General features: G+C 63.6%; 17 protein-coding genes and 1 pseudogene. 14 read left to right on the top strand and 4 right to left on the bottom strand.

The features are described from left to right. The gene (locus BN4348_RS42065; protein ID WP_066913000.1) at positions 1–585 is read left to right on the top strand and encodes a carboxymuconolactone decarboxylase family protein; all 585 of its coding nucleotides are present in this window, start codon (positions 1–3) and stop codon (positions 583–585) included. A 127-nt stretch (positions 586–712) separates the two neighbouring features. Here BN4348_RS42065 and BN4348_RS42060 read toward each other — a convergent pair whose 3' ends face one another. Continuing rightward, positions 713–1,735: an aldo/keto reductase gene (locus BN4348_RS42060; RefSeq protein ID WP_066912998.1), complete on the bottom strand. Its 1,023-nt coding sequence runs from the start codon at positions 1,733–1,735 to the stop codon at positions 713–715. Between the two features lie 357 nt (positions 1,736–2,092). On the opposite strand from BN4348_RS42060, the gene BN4348_RS42055 reads away from it, so the two are divergent. After that, the gene (locus tag BN4348_RS42055; RefSeq protein ID WP_066912996.1) at positions 2,093–2,974 is read left to right on the top strand and encodes a helix-turn-helix transcriptional regulator; all 882 of its coding nucleotides are present in this window, start codon (positions 2,093–2,095) and stop codon (positions 2,972–2,974) included. A gap of 311 nt (positions 2,975–3,285) precedes the next feature. Here BN4348_RS42055 and BN4348_RS42050 read toward each other — a convergent pair whose 3' ends face one another. After that, the gene (locus BN4348_RS42050) at positions 3,286–4,476 is read right to left on the bottom strand and encodes a PucR family transcriptional regulator (protein WP_142308699.1); all 1,191 of its coding nucleotides are present in this window, start codon (positions 4,474–4,476) and stop codon (positions 3,286–3,288) included. A 101-nt stretch (positions 4,477–4,577) separates the two neighbouring features. Between BN4348_RS42050 and BN4348_RS42045 the strand changes: the two genes are divergently transcribed. The 10 genes from BN4348_RS42045 to BN4348_RS61410 all read left to right on the top strand — a co-directional run bounded on the left by BN4348_RS42045 (position 4,578) and on the right by BN4348_RS61410 (position 13,899). Next, entirely contained in the window at positions 4,578–5,417 is an 840-nt protein-coding gene (locus tag BN4348_RS42045) for an alpha/beta hydrolase (RefSeq protein ID WP_235852725.1), read from the top strand. 37 nt (positions 5,418–5,454) lie between these two features. After that, a complete protein-coding gene (mdlC, locus tag BN4348_RS42040) occupies positions 5,455–7,068 on the top strand; it encodes a benzoylformate decarboxylase (protein ID WP_084454163.1) in 1,614 nt (537 codons plus the stop codon). Positions 7,069–7,078: 10 nt separating this feature from the next. Next, entirely contained in the window at positions 7,079–8,908 is a 1,830-nt protein-coding gene (locus BN4348_RS42035; protein ID WP_235852724.1) for an FAD-binding oxidoreductase, read from the top strand. A 26-nt stretch (positions 8,909–8,934) separates the two neighbouring features. After that, positions 8,935–9,870 carry an alpha/beta hydrolase fold domain-containing protein gene (locus BN4348_RS42030; RefSeq protein ID WP_084454162.1) on the top strand — a complete coding sequence of 312 codons (936 nt, stop codon included), beginning with the start codon at positions 8,935–8,937 and terminating at the stop codon, positions 9,868–9,870. A gap of 9 nt (positions 9,871–9,879) precedes the next feature. Further along, positions 9,880–11,196: a cytochrome P450 gene (locus tag BN4348_RS42025; protein ID WP_066912986.1), complete on the top strand. Its 1,317-nt coding sequence runs from the start codon at positions 9,880–9,882 to the stop codon at positions 11,194–11,196. A 388-nt stretch (positions 11,197–11,584) separates the two neighbouring features. Then, on the top strand, positions 11,585–12,319 hold the full coding sequence (locus BN4348_RS42020) for an SDR family NAD(P)-dependent oxidoreductase (protein ID WP_066912984.1): 735 nt from the start codon (positions 11,585–11,587) through the stop codon (positions 12,317–12,319). 3 nt (positions 12,320–12,322) lie between these two features. Continuing rightward, on the top strand, positions 12,323–12,802 hold the full coding sequence (locus BN4348_RS42015) for a nitroreductase family deazaflavin-dependent oxidoreductase (RefSeq protein WP_066912982.1): 480 nt from the start codon (positions 12,323–12,325) through the stop codon (positions 12,800–12,802). Next, the gene (locus BN4348_RS42010) at positions 12,802–13,479 is read left to right on the top strand and encodes a TetR/AcrR family transcriptional regulator (RefSeq protein ID WP_084454161.1); all 678 of its coding nucleotides are present in this window, start codon (positions 12,802–12,804) and stop codon (positions 13,477–13,479) included. Before BN4348_RS42015 ends, BN4348_RS42010 begins: the two co-directional genes overlap by 1 nt. Next, a complete protein-coding gene (locus BN4348_RS61415; protein WP_096866139.1) occupies positions 13,476–13,655 on the top strand; it encodes a VOC family protein in 180 nt (59 codons plus the stop codon). Before BN4348_RS42010 ends, BN4348_RS61415 begins: the two co-directional genes overlap by 4 nt. Continuing rightward, positions 13,609–13,899, top strand: a complete 291-nt coding sequence (locus BN4348_RS61410) for a VOC family protein (RefSeq protein ID WP_328589009.1) — start codon at positions 13,609–13,611, stop codon at positions 13,897–13,899. The genes BN4348_RS61415 and BN4348_RS61410 overlap by 47 nt, the downstream gene beginning before the upstream one ends. Here BN4348_RS61410 and BN4348_RS42000 read toward each other — a convergent pair. Then, a complete protein-coding gene (locus BN4348_RS42000) occupies positions 13,829–14,869 on the bottom strand; it encodes a hypothetical protein (RefSeq protein WP_142308698.1) in 1,041 nt (346 codons plus the stop codon). The two genes, BN4348_RS61410 and BN4348_RS42000, sit on opposite strands and share 71 nt — an antisense overlap. 308 nt (positions 14,870–15,177) lie before the next feature. Between BN4348_RS42000 and BN4348_RS41995 the strand changes: the two genes are divergently transcribed. Continuing rightward, complete coding sequence (locus tag BN4348_RS41995) at positions 15,178–15,996, top strand: alpha/beta fold hydrolase (protein ID WP_066912977.1); 819 nt, start codon at positions 15,178–15,180, stop codon at positions 15,994–15,996. Positions 15,997–16,012: 16 nt separating this feature from the next. On the opposite strand, the gene BN4348_RS41990 is transcribed toward BN4348_RS41995, so the two are convergent. Beyond that, positions 16,013–17,203 (bottom strand): GGDEF domain-containing protein, encoded by a 1,191-nt coding sequence (locus tag BN4348_RS41990; protein ID WP_235852722.1) that lies wholly within the window; start codon positions 17,201–17,203, stop codon positions 16,013–16,015. Between the two features lie 347 nt (positions 17,204–17,550). On the opposite strand from BN4348_RS41990, the pseudogene BN4348_RS41985 reads away from it, so the two are divergent. Continuing rightward, positions 17,551–17,955 (top strand): annotated as a pseudogene (locus BN4348_RS41985) (biotin carboxylase); the annotation flags it as partial.

The raw sequence follows: 17,955 nt of genomic DNA, 5'->3' as shown, positions 1-17,955 counted from the left end.
ATGCCACATCTGGACGCATACCCGTTCACCGAATCGATCCCACTTCCCACCGACGACGAACTCGGGCCGGAGACCGTAGCCTACTTACACGACTTCGCGCGCAACTATAAAGACGGGCGCATGATGCTCGGCACCGGCGGCATCGGCCGGCCCATGATCGAACTCGCCCGCGCCGTCTTTCGAGTCGACGGCGTCGATCCCAAAATTCGCGAATTCATCTGCCTGCGCATCGCCAAACTGCTCGGCGGAGTCAACCCCTGGGGGCCCAACCTCCGAATGCTCGACAACCTGCGCGCGTCCGATGCAGAGAAACAAGGCATCCAAAACGACGGACCGGTCACCGGACTCGACGACGACGCCACCGTCGTCATGCTCGCCACCGACCAGATCACCAACAACGCAGGCCTACAAGACACCACGCTTGCCGCACTCAAAGAACGCTTCGGTGACGACGTCACCCGCCGCTACATCGCCGTCATCTGCTGGTACAACATGTTCAACCGATTCCTCGTCAGCACACGCGTTCCCACCGAATCCGAACAAGAAATCATCGACAAAGTCGGCGACCAAACAATGCCCGCCTGACGAATCCGCCTAACAGTGGCCTGGAGTCAGGTCCCAAGGCAGCCCGAAAACCGGCCCTGCGCGAGCAACACTTTGCGTAAGTTTTTCTTCCACCCCAGACTGGTGTGCGCCGGTTGATCGATCTCGATTAGGACGCCGCGGATGAGCGGGGCCGCCGGCGCAGGGTCGGCTCTAGCAGCGCTGGGGGTCGGTAGGCCATGTCGAGGGTGCCGATGTCAGTACCGGGGGCAACGATGTCGTCGATCCGATCGAGGATGTCGTCGGCAAGGGTGACGTCGGCGCCCGCGAGTAGGTCCTCGAGGTGGTCCATGGTGCGTGGGCCGATGATGGCGCTGCTCACACCGGGGTGAGCGATGGCGAACGCGATCGCCATGTGGCGCAGCCCCAGCCCGGATTCCTCGGCCAGCATGGTCAACTGTTCGACAGTGTCAAGCCGGCGTTCGTCACTGAGATGCTTGAAGAATGCTGCGCGGCGCAGGTCGGTCTGCCCGCCCTTGCGGGCACGGCCGGTGAGCAGCCCCTGTGCCAGTGGGCTCCATACCAAGATGCCCATCCCGTAGCGCTGCGCCACCGGCAGAACCTCAGTCTCGATGCCGCGGTTGAGGATCGAGTACGGGGGCTGTTCGCACCGAAACCGTTGCAGTCCGCGCCTGTCGGCGACCCACTGGGCCTCGACCATGTCTGACGCGGGCATTGTCGAGGAGCCGATGGCGCGGATCTTGCCGTTGCGTACTAGATCCGATAGCACCGACAGCGTCTCCTCGATGTCGGTGTCGGGGTCGGGCCGGTGGATTTGGTAGAGGTCGATGTAATCGGTCTGCAAGCGGCGCAGCGACTTGTCGACCGATTCCGTGATCCAACGCCTGGAATTCCCGCACTGGACAGACGTATCTGCCATCACACGACGGACTTTGGTCGCCAGAACCACGTTGTCACGTCGACCCTTGAGCGCCTTGCCGACGATCTCTTCGGACTCGCCGTCAGAATACGCCGGAGCGGTGTCGATGATGTTGATCCCGGCATCCAGGGCCTGATGGACAATGCGGATCGACTCTTCGTGGTCGGGGTTGCCCATCGCGCCGAACATCATGGCGCCCAACGCGTACGGACTGACCCTGATGCCGGTCCGGCCGAGTGTGCGGTACCGCATGTGTGATTCTCCTCGTTAGTCATATCTGGCTCGTCGTATCTTGTTGTTGTGCGGTGGCTTCGGCCAACTGACGATTTTGCGGCACGCCGCCGTTCACGTCGCCCGTTGAGATCGAGAATGACGGCCTTAGGTCGCGCCCTCCCGGTCGGTCGGCAAACCCCTCAAATCAGCGCCAGCCGCCGCCCCTGTCGTACACGGCGTACATGGCCGTTACATTGAGCCGCGCCGGCGAGGTATCCCGGGTTCTTCGTCCGCATGCGGTCAGTCTGCGTCGAATCGGCCGGACCAACTAGGACGCGTTCAACCGAGGACCGGGAGTCCCTGGCTAAGCGAGGATGCAGTGACGACAATGGACGAATGGATCGTGACGCGCTGGCGGCGTTCCTGCGGCGCCGACGCGAGGTGATCAGTCCCGCAGAAGTGGGCTTGTCGCCGGGCGTGCGCCGCCGCACGCCGGGCTTACGGCGGGAAGAAGTGGCCCAGTTGGCCGGCATGTCGGTCGACTACTACAGCCGCCTCGAGCAGGCCCGCAGCACGCAGCCGTCCCCGCAGATAGTTCGCTCACTCGTCCGCGCATTGCGCTTGACCGAGGACGAAACCGACCACCTCTACCGACTGGCCGGTCACGCTGTCCCCGACCGCCCATGGCAGACCCTGCATGTGCGGCCGGCCCTGCTGTTCCTGCTCGATCAATTGCGCGACGCGGCGGCCTTCGTATGCTCAGATACCGAGATCGTGCTCGCCCAAAACGATTTGGCTAAGCTGTTGATGGGCGAGGTGGCCAACGGCGATGCCGGGCTTAACGCCAGCATGTGCTGGCGCTGGTTCACCGACCCACGCTCGCGTGACACGATCCCGCAAGATGAACACACTCACCACACCCGCATCCGGGTCGCGGATCTGCGGGCGGCGTGGGGGCGCCGGCCCAACGATCCCGATATGCGCGAACTGGTTGATGGCCTGCTTGAGCAAAGCCCCGAATTCGGCGAGTTGTGGAGGCGTCACGACGTGGCCGTACGGCGCAGCCAGCGCAAAACCTTCCTCACACAAGTCGGTCCCATCCCTTTGGACTGCGAAGTGCTTGCAACCATGGACGGCCAGCAGTTAGTAATCCTCACACCGCCCGCTGGGACATCGAGCATGGACAAGTTGCGCCTTCTCGCGGTCGTGGGCCGCCAACCTGTGGAAGGCCCACACGACCGCGACACAGCAACGAGTCCACGTGAGCCCGGTGAGTGATGCCGCAGATCTCGCAGCGTCGAAAAACGGGTAAACCGGAGGGGCGGCGACTACACCAGCTGGATCGAGCCCGACGAGACTGCCGCCCGGTGGTCTGGCGGCTGTTCGACACCAGTCTCGGTGAAAGTGCGGAAATCGAACGTGCGGCTTTACCGGCAAAGTACTCCGATTATCATGCTGTGCGCCAACGTCTTTCATAGCGCGATCTACGCCGATACCTGCCCCGGTGAGGGGTAGCCCTCGACTGGCGCACCGCCCAATTGGAAGGCCGCGCTTCAACGGGCTTGACTGTGGTTGATCGGCTTGGTGGCTCACTTCTGAGTGCGTGGGGCCTCGAGCGCAAGTGCGACTTGCGCCAGCCACAAATTGTCGGCCAGTGGTCGTCCGGTGAGTTCGGCGAATCGACGCAATCGGTAGTTGACGGTGTTGCGGTGACAGTGCAGTTCGTCGGCGGTGGCCGAGACGGACTGGCCGAGCCGTAGCCATGTGTAGACCGTAGTGAGTAGTGGTTCGCAGCGTTCGGCTGGCAACTCGAGGACTGGTCCCAGTGTGGTCGTCACTATGGATGCGGCGGCGTCTGGCGAACTGGCGAGCAACACCGCTATGACATCGCGGTTGTAGCGAGTAGTCGGGCGACCGCTCGAGGAGGCTGACATGGCGACTTGCGCTTGGGCGCGGGCCTTCGAACAGTCAGCGATTTCGGTGAAGGGGCTGCTGAGACCGATCATGATCGGGATGTCCGAGCAGATGGTGCCGGCGATGCTGTCCAGCGCTTCGGCGCGATCCCGTCGAAGCGATACGACCCCTAATTGCGAATGAGACGTGAGGCGGAACCACGAGTCTTGAACAGCGGGGTGCGCAGAGATGAGCGTCTCGATGTCGGGAGGCGAGTCCCCCATCGATGTTTGCTTGGCGCTGGTGGCCGCGATGACCGTCAGTTGGCCCGCCCGTGGGAGACCGAGTGCGGCGACGGCGTCCCAGAACGCCGCTCCGATGCTGGAGTCGTTGAACAGAATCGTATCCAGCCGCGCGGCTCGTACCTGTTCGTTGCGCCGCGCATCCCGGATCTCGATCTCACGGAAAACCGAGTGAGCGCGAAGCGAATTGGTGTTCATCCAGGCAAAGATGGATGGCGTTGCCGCGATCAGCGCCTCTTTTTCGATTTCGTCTGTGTCCGCCAGCCGTGCCAGCTCGTCCCAAATGGTTGCCGCGCCAAGCCTGTAGGCGTGCAGCAAGCTGGATAGTGTCAGGCCCTGGCTGGCGCGGTGACGAATAGCGGAGTCGAAACTCTGGTGGCCGGGCTCGGCGCCGAGGTCGATCCACTCCAGCATCTCGGCGAGGTAACTGGCGATATTGTCCTGAACTGTGTTGCCTCTATCGTCACGGGTGAGGACGTAGTCAGGAACTTCACTGCTCAGCACAGTGAGGACCTTGGCCACGATCGCCTCCGACTGTGCGCGGACGCGATCGGTGAGAACTGTCCGTGTTCGTTGCTGCGGCACGTACCGGATCTTAAAGCGCCGCGCGATATTGTGCCCTGGCACAACGTTCGCCGGGGTCGTTTTAGGCTGCGGTTCATTGCCGGCGCCCGCCTCGATTCCGCATGCTTGCTGCCATGAAAGCCGCTTCTGAGCAGACGATCGTTCTCATCCACGGGCTGTGGATGACGCCGTTGGCTTGGGAGGACTGGGTGGCGCGTTACCGCGCCCGTGGTTATGACGTCTTGACACCGGGCTACCCCGGTGTCGCCCCGGGCGCGGCCGGTGTCGCAGCTCTGCGCAAAGACGCCACACCCTTGGCGCAACTTGGGGTGCGGGAGGTCTTCGATCACCTTGCCGAGCTCATCGATGGACTTGCCGAACCGCCGATATTGATGGGCCACTCGTTCGGGGGCACCTTTGTGCAGCTGCTCCTGGACGCCGGCTACGGGCAAGCCGGGGTGTCCATCGATGGTGCTGCCGTCAAGGGCATCAAAGCACTGCCATTCTCAGAAATCCGGGCTACGTTCCCGGTACTGAAAAATCCCGCCAATGTGCACCGCGCGGTGCCCATCACGGCCGCACAATTTCATTACGCGTTCACCAACACGCTCGGCGAATCTGAATCTATGATCGCCTATGACCGTTACGCCGTCCCGGTTCCGGGGCGGATCCTGTTCCAGGGCGGACTGGCCAATTTCGCTCACAACGCTGCCACCACATACAACTTCGCCAACGACGATCGCGCGCCGCTGCTGTTCATCGCCGGCGGACGCGACCACATCCTGCCGCCGGCGGTGCAGCACGAGAACTACAGGAAAAACGTCGAACACTCGACCGCGATCACCGCCTACAAGCTGTTCCCCCAGCGAGACCACTTCACCTGCGGCGCACCAGGATGGGAAGAAGTCGCCGACTTCGCCTTGAACTGGGCGCTCAACCCCGTGCGCGGGGAACTCGACTGACCCCTTCGGTAACTTCCCATGAAAGCGATGACCACCAGTGTCCACAGTGCGCGACGCCATCCTTGACCTGTTCCGATCACACAATCTGACCACCTGGTTCGGCAACCCCGGTTCTTCCGAATTGGCCCTGCTGCAAGACTTTCCCGACGACTTCCGATACTTCCTCGGCCTGCAGGAGATGATCCCGGTCGGGATGGCCGACGCCTACGCACAAGTCACCCGGCGCCCCGCCGTGGTTAACCTGCACACCGCGCCCGGAATGGGTAACGCGCAAGGCCAGATCTACAACGCCTACGTCAACAAGACGCCCCTGATCATCACGGCAGGCAACCAGCGCCGCAACATGCAAAACCAGTACTGCCTGCTGACTAATCACGAACCCACCACCACGCCCAAGCCTTTCGTGAAATGGGCCGCCGAGCCGGCGATCGCGAGCGAATCCCCCGCCGTGCTTGCCCGCGCGATCCACCTGGCGACCACCCCGCCGATGGGACCGGTATTCGTCTCGCTCCCGATGGACGACATGCCTATCGAACTGACCGACGAACAGCTCGCCGATATCAAGGTGGTGCGCGACCGCACCGTGACCCACGCGACGGGTTTCCCGACCGAGTTGGCCGAGCAGGTCGCTGCACGATTAGACGCCGCCACATCACCGGCGATCGTCGTCGGCGGCGACATCGACCGCTACGACGCGTACGACGCGGTGATCGAACTGGCCGAGCGCACCGAATCGCCGGTGTTCACCGCCCCATTGACCGGCTGGAGCGGATTCCCGGAGAATCACCGGCTCTATCACGGCGCGCTGCCACCGGGCGCGGGCTGGATCTCGCAGATTCTCGCCGGCCACGACCTCATCCTCACGATCGGGACTGCGGTGTTCCGCTACTACCCATTGGTGCCCGGGCCTTACCTACCCGAGGGCGCAAGCTTGATCCAAATCACCAACGATCCCGACGAGGCCGCCCGCGCCCCCGTCGGGGATGCGATCGTCGCCGACGTCCGCAAAGCGGCCCAGGCTCTGGCTACGACGGTGAAACCCACCCAACGGCCCACCCCCACTCCGCGCGCGGGCGTCCCCGAACGGGTGTCGGCGCAGGTGCCGCTGAAGCCCGCGGACCTGTGGACGGCCGTCGGCCACGCCGCACCCGATGACACGCTGTGGGTCAGCGAAGCCGGCAGCAACGAGATCCCCATGACCGAAAGCATCCGTCCGGGCAAACCGCTGTCGCATCTGTCCGCGGCCGGCGGCGGACTCGGGTGGGGCCTACCCGCATCGGTTGGCGCCCAAATCGCGGCACCGGATCGGCCCGTGGTCGCGCTCATGGGCGACGGCTCGATGCACTACGCGATCACCGCGCTGTGGAGCGCGGCGCGATACAGGGTCCCGGTAACCGTTGTCGTGGCTTCCAACGCCGAGTACGGCGTGGTCAAAGAATTCGGCGTCTGGGAAAAGACCCCGAACGTCCCCGGGCTGGACATCCCCGGCCTCGACATCGTGAGAACCGCGGCCAGCTATGGCGTCGACGCCCACGAAGCACACAGCTCCGATGAGGTATTCGAGTTGGTCAAGGCGGGCATCGCCGACCGCGACCGACCCACCCTGATCAACGCGCGCACCACACCCGTCACGGGCGGATTCGGCAGCTAGGAGGATGCCAATGGATGACACGATCGTATCGGCGTTTGCCGCGGTCCTGAGCGGCCCCGACGCAGTGGCCACTGACGCCACCACCCTGGCCGAAAATGCAAAAGACTATTGGGGTTTCGGTCAACAACCCGCTCTGGTGCTACGCCCGCACACTCGCGACGAGGTCGTCGCAATCGTGAAAGTCGCGGCTGAACACGATGTCGCGTTGGTCACCCGCGGCGGAGCGTCGAACTGCAGTGCCGGAGTCATGGCCGGTTCGGACCGCGTGATAATCGACCTGACGAAGATGAATCGGGTTCTCGACATCGACCCGGCAGCTCGCACCGCCCGCGTCCAGCCCGGCGTCATCAATTCCGATCTGCAGGAGCGGTTAGCCCCGCACAAGCTGGTGTTCTCACCGGACCCCGTGTCGGCACACCTGGCGACGGTCGGCGGCAATATCATCGAAAACGCCGGTGGCCCACACGCTCTCAAATACGGCGTCACATACAACCACGTGGTGGCCGTGGAGGCGGTGCTCGCCGACGGCTCGGTAGTGCAATTCAGTGCCGATGACGACGGACCTGACCTGCTGGGCGTGCTCATCGGGTCAGAAGGCACCCTGTCCATCCTGACCGAGGCTACCGTGGCGCTGCGGCCCATCCCGCCGGTCACCCGCAGCCTGATGGGCAGCTTCAACACAGCCCGTGAGGCGGCCGAAACCATCTCCGCGATCATTCAGACGGGGACTGTGCCCGCGGCGGTCGAATGGCTCGACCGCGTCGGTATCGCCGGACTGCAGCAGTTCACCGACACGGGCTATCCAGCCGATGCCGATGCGATCGTGCTCATCGACGTCGACGGCACCGCCGACGAGGTCGACCGCGACGCCGAGATCGTGGAGGCAGTGCTGCGGCAACGCGCCGTCGAGGTGCGCCGCGCCGACGACGATGACGCCCGCGCCAAACTGTGGTACGGGCGCCTGCACGCCCCGGACGCCGTCGTCCGCAGCGGCAAGGGGTTTTTCATCGGCGACGTCACCGTTCCCCGCCAGCACATCCCGGAGATGCAGCAGGCAATTCAGGATGCCGCCAAGCGACACTCCGACGCACTGCTGTTTATCGCTGTGACCGGACACGCCGGCGACGGTGACCTGCACCCGACCACGTTCTACGACAAGGAGAACCCCGACGCCGCCGCTGCGCTGGAGGCCGCGAATAACCAGATCATCGAAGCGGCATTGCAGTTGGGTGGCACCATCACCGGCGAGCACGGTGTCGGTACCGAGAAGATCCAATTCATGACCAAACGCTTCACCCCGGTGGAGATCGCGGCCCAGCGTGTCCTCAAGCAGGTCTTCGATCCCGCGCAGCGCTTCAATCCGGGCATCATGCTGCCCGAAGTGTCACCGGAGGAACCCGGGCTGCCCGCTTTCGAGGCCGCGGTGCGCGCTGCGCTCAACCGCCGTCCACGTTGCGCTGCGCAAGCCGATGGTGGCGACACCACGGTCGAGGTGAACACCGGCAACTTGAACTTGGTGGTCGGCGCCGCAGTCACCGTCGACGAGCTATCGAAGAAACTCGACGAGGAAGGCGTGACATGCCCCGCCATCCCAACCGAGAAAACCGAACGCACCGTCGGCGAACTGCTCGCCTACGCAACGGGCGACGAACGCCGAGCGGTGCGCCACGGGTTGCTCGGCGTAGAGGTCGTGCTGCCCGACGGCGCCGCCGTGGCCCGCTTCGGCGGGCAGAACATGAAAGACGTCGCCGGCTACGACACCAAACGCCTATTCATCGGCGGCCACAATGCATTCGGAACGATCAGCAGCGCTGTCTTCAAAATTGCGGTCGCCCGATGACACCGCAACTGCAATAGGGCGGACGGATGTCGTGGCAGATGCACGCCATCGCTACCTACGGGCGCCTCGTACGTCGACCCCGCACCTACGCAACACCCCAGAGCGCGCGCGCCTACCTCAGTCGGCCCAAGAGTGCCGGCGGACCACCCTCGCAACTGGCCAAGTCAGCTCGTTACCAGCTGACCCGCGACACTATCGACGGGTTCGACTGCTACACAGTGCAATCCAGCGGCAGCGAGACCATTGCTGCCGACCGGTCGTCGGTTGTCTACGTCCACGGCGGTGCCTACGTCAACCAAATCGAGCGCGCGCACTGGAAACTCGTCTGCGCGATCGCCGACGCGACCCGGCGCCCCGTACACGTGCCTCTCTATGGTCTCGCGCCACAACACTGCGCCGAAGAAGCGATCGACTTGCTGGGGACAGTGATGGGCAGAGCGGCACAACAAGGCCCTATCTACATCGCTGGCGACTCCTCCGGAGCGGGACTGGCCCTGGCAGCTACCCAAACGGTGATCATCGCCGGAGCCACCCCGCCCCTTGGACTGACCCTGATCAGTCCCTGGCTCGACATCGCACTCACCAATCCCGCCATCGCCACCATCGCAAAACGCGATCCATGGCTCGCGGTTCCCGGGCTGCGCGAGTGCGGCCGTGTGTGGGCCAGACACCTACCGGCGGACGACAACCGAGTCAGCCCCATCCACGGTGAACTGCACAACCTTCCACCGATCGACCTCTACGTCGGCGACCGCGACATCTTCCTCGCCGACTGCCGTCAACTCCGCGACTGTATCGGCAACGACCGCATCACCTACCACGAGGACCCCGGAGCAATTCACGTCTACCCACTGCTACCAGTCCCTGAAGCCAAGCCTGCACGACATACACTGCTCAGCCACATCCACGCCACCGTCAACGCACCACGGCACGACGACGACCGCCGCCATCATCTCCAGTAGGAAACCTCGATGAGCCGCACAATCGCCTTCCCGCACACCTCCACAGCCGAGAGCTTGCGCTTCACAACGCTGGTGGCGTTGCCCAATCTGGCCGAAGGCCTGTTCAGCCGCCGGCCCACCGTGACCGCTGCGCTCGACCGAATCGGTGTCGCCCGCCGCGCCCACCGACTCCTAACCGCACTGCATCGTCGCTACGGCGACGGACCTATTTGGGTGAACGTGGCAGGCAAGCACACACTGCTCGTCTTTGGCCCCGACCAGATCCGCTTCGTTCTCTCCCACGCGCCAGAGCCATTCGCATCCGACCCCGAACCCAAGCTCTCAGGGATGAACAAATTCCAGCCGCACGCCCTGACCATATCCCGAGGCAGCCATTGGTCCGACCGACGCCAATTCACCGACGCCGTCCTAGCACACGCCACGGGCAGCGGCGCCATCGCGAACCGATGCGACACCGTCGCTCACGAGGAAGCCCTGTCTATCCCCGACAACCTTGACTGGCCACGGTTTCACACTGCAATACAACGCATTTCGCGACGGATCATCCTCGGCGACAAAGCCACCGACGACGAACAAATCTCGGCACAACTGGCGACGCTCATGACCAAAGCCAACCCACCAGGCAAGGGAGATCCCCAGCTCTTCAACACATTCCTGGCCGCACTGGACCGCTACATACAAGCCGCAGAAGCCAACAGTCTGGTCGGGCAATTCGTCGCGGCCCCCACCAGCGACGTAACCCATCCGACCCATCAGGTCATTCACTGGATGTTCGCGATGGGTGACACCCTGGCCATCAACCTCTGGCGCTGCCTGGCGCTGCTTGCCACTCACCCTGCCATTCTTGCGAAGGCGCAGAACGAAATTGACGAACAAAATAGCCACGACTACCTCGTCGGCTGCCTATCCGAAGCGATGCGCCTATGGCCCAGCACACCCGTACTGGCGCGAATCCTAACTCGGGCCACTGAATGGGATGGCGCGACAGTTCCCGAAGGAACACAAGTCATGATCGTCAACACCTTCAACCACCGCGACACCAGCCGGCTCCCCGAGGCCGACCACTTCAATCCGACCGCCTGGACCGAAGGATCCGCCGAATCCTGTTGGTCATTCAACTTCTTCAGTCACGGCCCGCAAGGATGTCCCGGAGCCGGCCTTGCGCTGCAACTCGGCGCCGTCGTACTGACAGCATTACTTAGCGAACGCAGCCCGGCGGCTACCGGTGTCAAACTCAACCCACACAATCCGCTGCCCTTGGCGCTCGACCACTCACGCCTGCAGATTCGATTGACACCTCGACAACGAACACACTGGCACCGCTAAACCAACTTAATTCAGACGTGGCCGCGGCGCTGACCAGCTCAGAGCCGCGCTCCGCTGTCACGGTAGGCACTGCAAGCACGTGACCACGGGCGTTTTGTCTCCCGTGCGTCCGGCGAGTTCCTCATCGCGGTGCCCTCGCAATCCGGAAAGCATCAGACGGGCGACTGGAACCGTGAATTGGTCCACAGGAGAGTCCTCAATCGAGCACGGACTGACTTTTCGTGACCGCCCGCGGCCGTGCAGTCGCGGAGTCGTGGAGTCCCGCATCTAGAGCAACGAGCGTGCTCAGATCGTGTCTCGGCTGTGTCGGGAATGATCGGGCGAGGGCTTCTGTTTGAACTGGCGTCCGCAAAATTAGACAGACAGGTCTACTCAGTCGGGAGTCATCGTGACGGAACAATCGAACAGTCGGCAGCCGGTGGCCTTGGTGACCGGGGCGACCTCGGGCATCGGCCGGGCAGTCGCATTGAACTTGGCGCGTGACGGTTTCGAGGTGATCGTGCATGGCCGCGACGCCGGACGCGGCGCGGCCACGGTCGATGAGATCGCCGCCAACGGCGGTCGGGCGCGGTTCGTCGCGGCGGACTTAGCCGACGCCGACGCAGTGACGGCGTTGGCGGCCGAGGTTGGTGAGGTTGAGGTGCTGGTCAACAACGGTGGGATCTCCTGGTTCGGTCCCAGCGCGGAGCTGGCCACCGAGACCTTTGATCACTTGTTCGACAGCAACGTGCGCGCGGCCTACCAGCTGGTCGCTGCACTGGCGCCGGGGATGGCCAAGCGTGGGCACGGCAGCATCGTCAGCATTGACAGCATGGCCGGGCACGTCGGCTTGGCCGGCGGAGCCGCCTACGGGGCGACCAAAGCGGCGCTGACCGCGATGTCACGGGCGTGGGCAGCCGAGTTCAGCCCGTCGGGAGTGCGGGTGAACACGGTGGCGCCTGGGCCGGTGTTCACCGCCGAGTCCAAGCGCGACCTGATCGAGAATCTGGCCGGCACCACGCTACTGAATCGGGGCGCGCAACCTGAGGAGATTTCCGAGGTCGTTGCCTTCCTCGCCTCCGACAAGGCCAGCTACATCACCGGCGCGGTCATCCCCGTCGACGGCGGCCGGACGGCGGTGTAGAACATGGCCAGCAGCTATGTGCCCAGCCCCAGTGATCGCGTACGTGAGCAGGTCGCACTCTACGAAGCCACCGGCGGAGTCGAGGGTGGCACCCTGGAGGGCCGACCGGTGGTCATCTTGACCACGATCGGCGCCAAAACCGGCAGCGTCCGGAAAAACCCGGTCATGCGCATCAAGCAGGGCGACACCTACGTTGCCGTCGCCTCGGCCGCCGGCGCCCCCACTCATCCGGCGTGGTACCGCAATCTCATTGCCCACCCACAGGTGACGTTGCAGGACGGCGCCACCGTCCATCACCTGCGGGGCCGGGAAGCCCACGGTGCCGAGAAAGCGCAATGGTGGGAGGTCGCCGAACGCTTCTGGCCGCACTTCCCCGAATACCGCGCCAAGGCCGGCGATCGCGACATTCCGGTGATGCTGCTCGAACCGGTCGAACAGTACGACGGCGCAACGGATGTCGACCAAGTGCCCGGGGAGAGCTGATGGCCACCGCGACACGGGCGACCACCGGCACGAGTGCACCAGCGCCGAGGCGCTCGGCTCGCCAACGGCTGCTCGATGCCGCCGACGAATTGTTTTATGACGAAGGCGTCCATACCGTGGGCATCGACCGTGTTATCGAACACGCTGGAGTGGCCAAGGCGTCGCTGTACAACGCGTTCGGCAGCAAGGACGAATTGGTGCAGGCCTATCTCGATGGACGGCACGCGCGCACTATCGCCCGTCTGCGGGCCGCGATGCAACAGCACAGTGACCCGGTTGCGCGGGTGTATGCGGTCTTCGACGCCCAAGCCGAAATCCTGGCCCAGCCCACCTTCCGTGGTTGCGCGTTCATCTCGGCTAGCGCCGAGGCGCCGCCCGGCGGAATGATCGAACACGCCGTCGACGCCTACCGCGCCGAGCTACGGGAACTGTTCACCAGCCTCGCCGCAGACACCGGTGCCGCCGATCCCCGGACACTGGGACGCCAACTGCACCTCATCTACGACGGCGCCATCCTCAGCGCGCAGATGGATCACGACCCATCCATCGCGGCGGAGGCTCGCGCCGCAGTCACCGCGTTCCTCACCACAGCACTCCACAGCAACGAACAATCGACTCCACAGATAATTGGGCGCTCCCACCAACGCGACCCACGCCCAAAGAAGGAACGACGATGAGCATTGACCTCCTCGGCATCAGCTTAGACGCCCACGATCCCCGCCAACTCGCCGCATTCTGGGCAAAAGCGTTGCAGCGCAACGTCACCGAAGGAGCCACCGACCAGTTCGCTTCCATCACCGCTGACGATGGCCCCGCCCACGGGACCGCTACTGATGTTCCACCGCGTTCCTGAGGGAAAGACGGTTAAAACCCGCGTCCACCTCGACCTCAAAGCCGCCGACGTCCACACCGAAGCCGATCGCCCACCAAGTTGGGAGCCAAACAAGTGCGGTCACCGAGCGACAACAACTGCCGATGGATCAGCTTCACCGATCCCGAAGGCAACGAATTCGACCTTGTCGCCGGCTAGGGTTTCAAGTTCGCGGCCAACCCGAATTCCTCGACGAGCGCCCGCGAATCAGCGGCTGAGACCCTAAATTCGGGTTTCGTCTTCTGCTTAGGCACGTCGCCGCGCCAGTCGCGATGACATTGAATGATCAGTGGTTGCATACCAGGAACGTGCACGACCAGGACCGGTACGTTGTACGACTGCTCAGGATCGACGTGCCGGTAATTCGCGGGCGTCGCGGTTACCTGCGTGCGCGAAGCCGAGGCGATGACCGCGTTGGTGTTCGGGTCGACCACCCGGATCGCGTCAGCAAGCCCTTCGATGGCCAGGCGTGGTTGCGGGGGTTGGTGTCTGCGCCCGGATGTGAACGGTGCGAATGGCCCCAATGTTTTGGGAGGCGGGTACAGCAGACAGCGAAGCGGTTCACCCGGTGCAGGACCGCGTACCTCCAACCCAGAGCGGCGGGCGACCATGGACAGCACCACATCGAACTCTGCGGCCTGCAACCACCCGTCGACGCGCCCGGTGGGCGGCGCTTGGAGCGGCGTTGCGGTGCCGAGGCGATGATCTCGCCCGCCGAGAACAAAGCGGCGGGAGCCGCAGCGCAGGTGAAGCGCCGTACCCGACATCGTGGCCTCCTGCCCGAAACTGAACAGGCCCAGCTGTGCATCGTCGAAAGGAAAGACCTCACCCGGCCTGCCTTCGACAGTCAGGCCATCGCTCGTGATGCAAACGGGAATCTTTCTGCTCCAGCCCCACCTCCGAACGGCCACGACACCAAACAGGATTAGCCCGACCGTTATGAGACCGAGGACCACCCAGCCGGTGATAAACGCAGAAGGAAACACGAACATCACCGCGAACACCGCCACCAACGCTGCAAAGAACCCGAAAGTGCAGATGAAGAGCCACGTCTGCATTCGCGTGCTGGTTGCCACGAAACGGCGCGACTCAGCGGTGCGGTCTGGGCCTGCCGGTGGGAGATCCGTAACAGGCTGCTGCCCCGCTTGTTGATGTTCAACCTCGGCGATGTATTGCTCGGGCTCTTCCTGGACCATCAGCAAATGATCCCACCTCGGAGGAAGCGGGATGAAGCGGAACAATGGACTCATTCTTCAGTCGTCGTCGAAAACGAGTGTCTCTGGCGGGTCACCTTCGATAACCCGCCCGTCCTCCCTTGAGATCTATTTGAGCCCCCGGCCCCGATCCTGCAGGCGACCCAGGCCGCCACCGCCATCCACGAGTAGCCTTTGCGTCGTCAGGGTTTCATGAGTCGGGCCGGTCGCAGGAAAAACTTGCGGATTGCGGTTGACTGTCAGTCGATCGCGGGGAGCGCCCGTGAGAGGCGACTGCGGGAGGAACGACGGTGCCTACCATCACCACGTCGGACGGTGTCGAGATCTTCTACAAGGACTGGGGCTCTGGCCAGCCGATCGTCTTCAGTCACGGCTGGCCACTGACAGCCGACGACTGGGACGCGCAGATGATGTTCTTCCTGCACCACGGTTATCGGGTGATCGCTCACGACCGCCGCGGGCATGGCCGATCCGATCAGGTGGGGACCGGCAATGACGTGGACCACTGGGTGGCCGACCTGGCCGCGCTGACCGAGCAGCTCGACCTGCGCGAGGCCGTCCATATTGGGCACTCCACCGGTGGCCCTGAGGTGGCGCGCTATGTGGCGCGCCACCAGGAGCGGGTCGCTAAGGCGGTACTGGTGTCTTCCCCGACACCGAACATGGCGCAGAGCGAGGACAATCCCGGTGGTCAGCCCCAGGAGTGGTTTGACGCGGTGCGGGCGGGTGTCTTGGGAAATCGATCGGAATTCTTCCGCGCGGTGGCGGAGGGCCCCTTCTACGGATTCAACCGATCTGGGGTGGAGCCGTCCGAGGCGGTCATCGCGAACTGGTGGCGACAGGGCATGTCCGGCAGCGCCCACGCGCACTATGAGACGGTGGATTCCTGGCTGCAGGACTACACCGAGGATCTGCGCGCGATCACCGTTCCGGTCCTGGTGATGCACGGCGATGACGATCAGATCGTTCCGTTCACCAGCTCGGTGCCCCGAGCTCTCGACCTACTGCAGAACGGCGCGTTGAAGACCTATGCCGGCTACCCGCACGGCATGCTGACCACGCACGCGGATGTTCTCAACCCGGATCTGCTCGCGTTCATCGCGTCCTGATCCGCCGGCCATCCCCTCATTGATCGGGCGTCCGCCTTTGTGCCGCGTAGCGGTCCGACGACTCAAGGTCTTGATCAATGGGCGTGACGTGGACTGTGGTATTGCCGCCCTTGCGTTTCGCATCGAGCATCGCCTGGTCGGCTCGACTGAGGCTGGTGTCGAGGAGGGCCATCGGGTCAGCCTCGGGCGCGGTGAAGATGGCGAGCTCGACATGAGTGACGCCGATGCTGGCGGTGACTGGAGCATGATCTGCCGACGCGGCGATCGCGCACCTGACTCGTTCGGCAGTTCGTTGTGTGTGGTCAGGCTCCGTGACATCGATGACGACAAATTCTTCTCCGCCGATTCGGGCTACTAATGCGTTGGCGCGCACCGCGGATTCGATCCGCCGCGCGGTGCGGATCAATACGTCATCGCCGATCGGGTGGCCGAAGGTGTCGTTGATGTCTTTAAAGCGGTCGAGGTCAGCGACCATCAAGGCTAGGTACCTGCCCGAGGGATGACGATCGCTCAACAACTCGGCGAAGTGAAGATGCAGGCCCCGCCGGTTGAGTAGACCGGTCAGCGGATCGGTGACCGACTCGTTGGCGTCGTTGCGCAGCGTCCGGATCCCGAACTGAATCCCTACGGGTGCGGCGAGGACCGGTGTCGTCGCGACCAGGATGCTGACGGCGAAGACTACGCCGTCAAAGTGTGCCTCTGCAGCTGCCCGCATGGCAAACACGGCCGTCGATGCGAAGATCCAGAGGGTGTGCAGTGCAAGGAATCTCGGTCCGTCGAAGAACAGCAGATACACCGAGAGTTGCGTAAACGCGTTGAACCCGTACAGACCCGAGAGCCAAGTTGGTTCGTACAACGCCAATGTCGCGATCCCGATGTCGCACGAGATGACGAACGCGCGCGACATTGGCAGTGAGGGCCATGGTCGAAAACACCACCGGATCACCCAAAACATCACGACGACGGCAAACGATGCCACGACTATCCGAGATACGAGACGGTCCGGTCCGGCCCAGGGAAGAAGAATCGCCAGGGAAGTCACGACCGTCAGACCATTACCCACCCCGATCAGTACTCGGATAGCCTCAGCCATGGACCGCTTGGCGAAGTACTGCACCTGTGCGGCGTAGTCGACGGGCGAATTCCACCATTCACCAGCAAGACGGCGAAACACCGCGAAACTTCTGGACTCGGGCAGCGAAGCCACCTCTAGAGACGCCTCCTCGACCGTCCTGAGAATACTGCCGCGAATCCAATGCAAAGCAGCACCAAGATCAGCGACCGATATTACAGGTGATTGCGCGCGGTGCCTTGTATCGCGATTGCACGCGCTCCGCAATATCCGGGTGGCCGGTCCACTCGACGACATTCCGGACGCCTTCGGCCCGGTGCTCTCACGCGCCCCGTCGCAGACCCTGGCGACGCGCGGATCCAGCGGGGAATTTTCATCCCCACACAGACATCGGCCATGGGCGGGGCGCACAATTGTGCAATGCAGCTGCGTGATCGGATCACCGTCGCACCAACCACAGCGCCGACGTCAGCGCGGCCAGCATGAGTACGCCCACCGGCGGATCCGAGCCGCGCCGCCTGAACGGCCTGTCGGACATACGCGCGTTCTTTCACACGAACAAGGTGCCGCTGTACTTCATCTCGCCTACCCCGTTCAACCTGCTAGGCGTCGACCGCTGGATTCGAAACTTCTTCTACCTGACCTACTTTGACTCGTTCGAGGGCACCCACTCGCGCGTGTTCGTGCCCCGCCGCCGCGACCGCCGCGATTTTGACTCGATGGACGAGGTGTGCAGCCACCTGCTGTCCGATCCAGAAACGCTCGACTTCATCGGGGGTAAAGGTCCCGGTGGCAAGTGTTGCTTTGTGATGATGAACGAGGAAATCCAGGGCCTCGCGCGACAGGCGGGTCTCGAGGTCATGCACCCGCCGATCGAGCTGCGCAAT

The sequence above is a fragment of the Mycobacterium interjectum genome (assembly GCF_900078675.2).
Classification (GTDB): Bacteria; Actinomycetota; Actinomycetes; order Mycobacteriales; family Mycobacteriaceae; genus Mycobacterium; species Mycobacterium interjectum.
The sequence above is the reverse complement of the archived record's forward strand: the minus strand, read 5'-3'. Positions and strand labels throughout refer to the sequence as shown.

Bases quoted from the DNA above. Each gene is read 5' to 3' on its own strand.
- BN4348_RS42065 (WP_066913000.1), top strand. From the start codon at position 1: ATGCCACATCTGGACGCATACCCGTTCACCGAATCGATCCCACTTCCC.
- BN4348_RS42060 (WP_066912998.1), bottom strand. From the start codon at position 1,735: ATGCGGTACCGCACACTCGGCCGGACCGGCATCAGGGTCAGTCCGTAC.
- BN4348_RS42055 (WP_066912996.1), top strand. From the start codon at position 2,093: ATGGATCGTGACGCGCTGGCGGCGTTCCTGCGGCGCCGACGCGAGGTG.
- BN4348_RS42045 (WP_235852725.1), top strand. From the start codon at position 4,578: ATGCTTGCTGCCATGAAAGCCGCTTCTGAGCAGACGATCGTTCTCATC.
- BN4348_RS42035 (WP_235852724.1), top strand. From the start codon at position 7,079: ATGGATGACACGATCGTATCGGCGTTTGCCGCGGTCCTGAGCGGCCCC.
- BN4348_RS42030 (WP_084454162.1), top strand. From the start codon at position 8,935: ATGTCGTGGCAGATGCACGCCATCGCTACCTACGGGCGCCTCGTACGT.
- BN4348_RS42025 (WP_066912986.1), top strand. From the start codon at position 9,880: ATGAGCCGCACAATCGCCTTCCCGCACACCTCCACAGCCGAGAGCTTG.
- BN4348_RS42015 (WP_066912982.1), top strand. From the start codon at position 12,323: ATGGCCAGCAGCTATGTGCCCAGCCCCAGTGATCGCGTACGTGAGCAG.
- BN4348_RS42010 (WP_084454161.1), top strand. From the start codon at position 12,802: ATGGCCACCGCGACACGGGCGACCACCGGCACGAGTGCACCAGCGCCG.
- BN4348_RS61415 (WP_096866139.1), top strand. From the start codon at position 13,476: ATGAGCATTGACCTCCTCGGCATCAGCTTAGACGCCCACGATCCCCGC.
- BN4348_RS61410 (WP_328589009.1), top strand. From the start codon at position 13,609: ATGGCCCCGCCCACGGGACCGCTACTGATGTTCCACCGCGTTCCTGAG.
- BN4348_RS42000 (WP_142308698.1), bottom strand. From the start codon at position 14,869: ATGGTCCAGGAAGAGCCCGAGCAATACATCGCCGAGGTTGAACATCAA.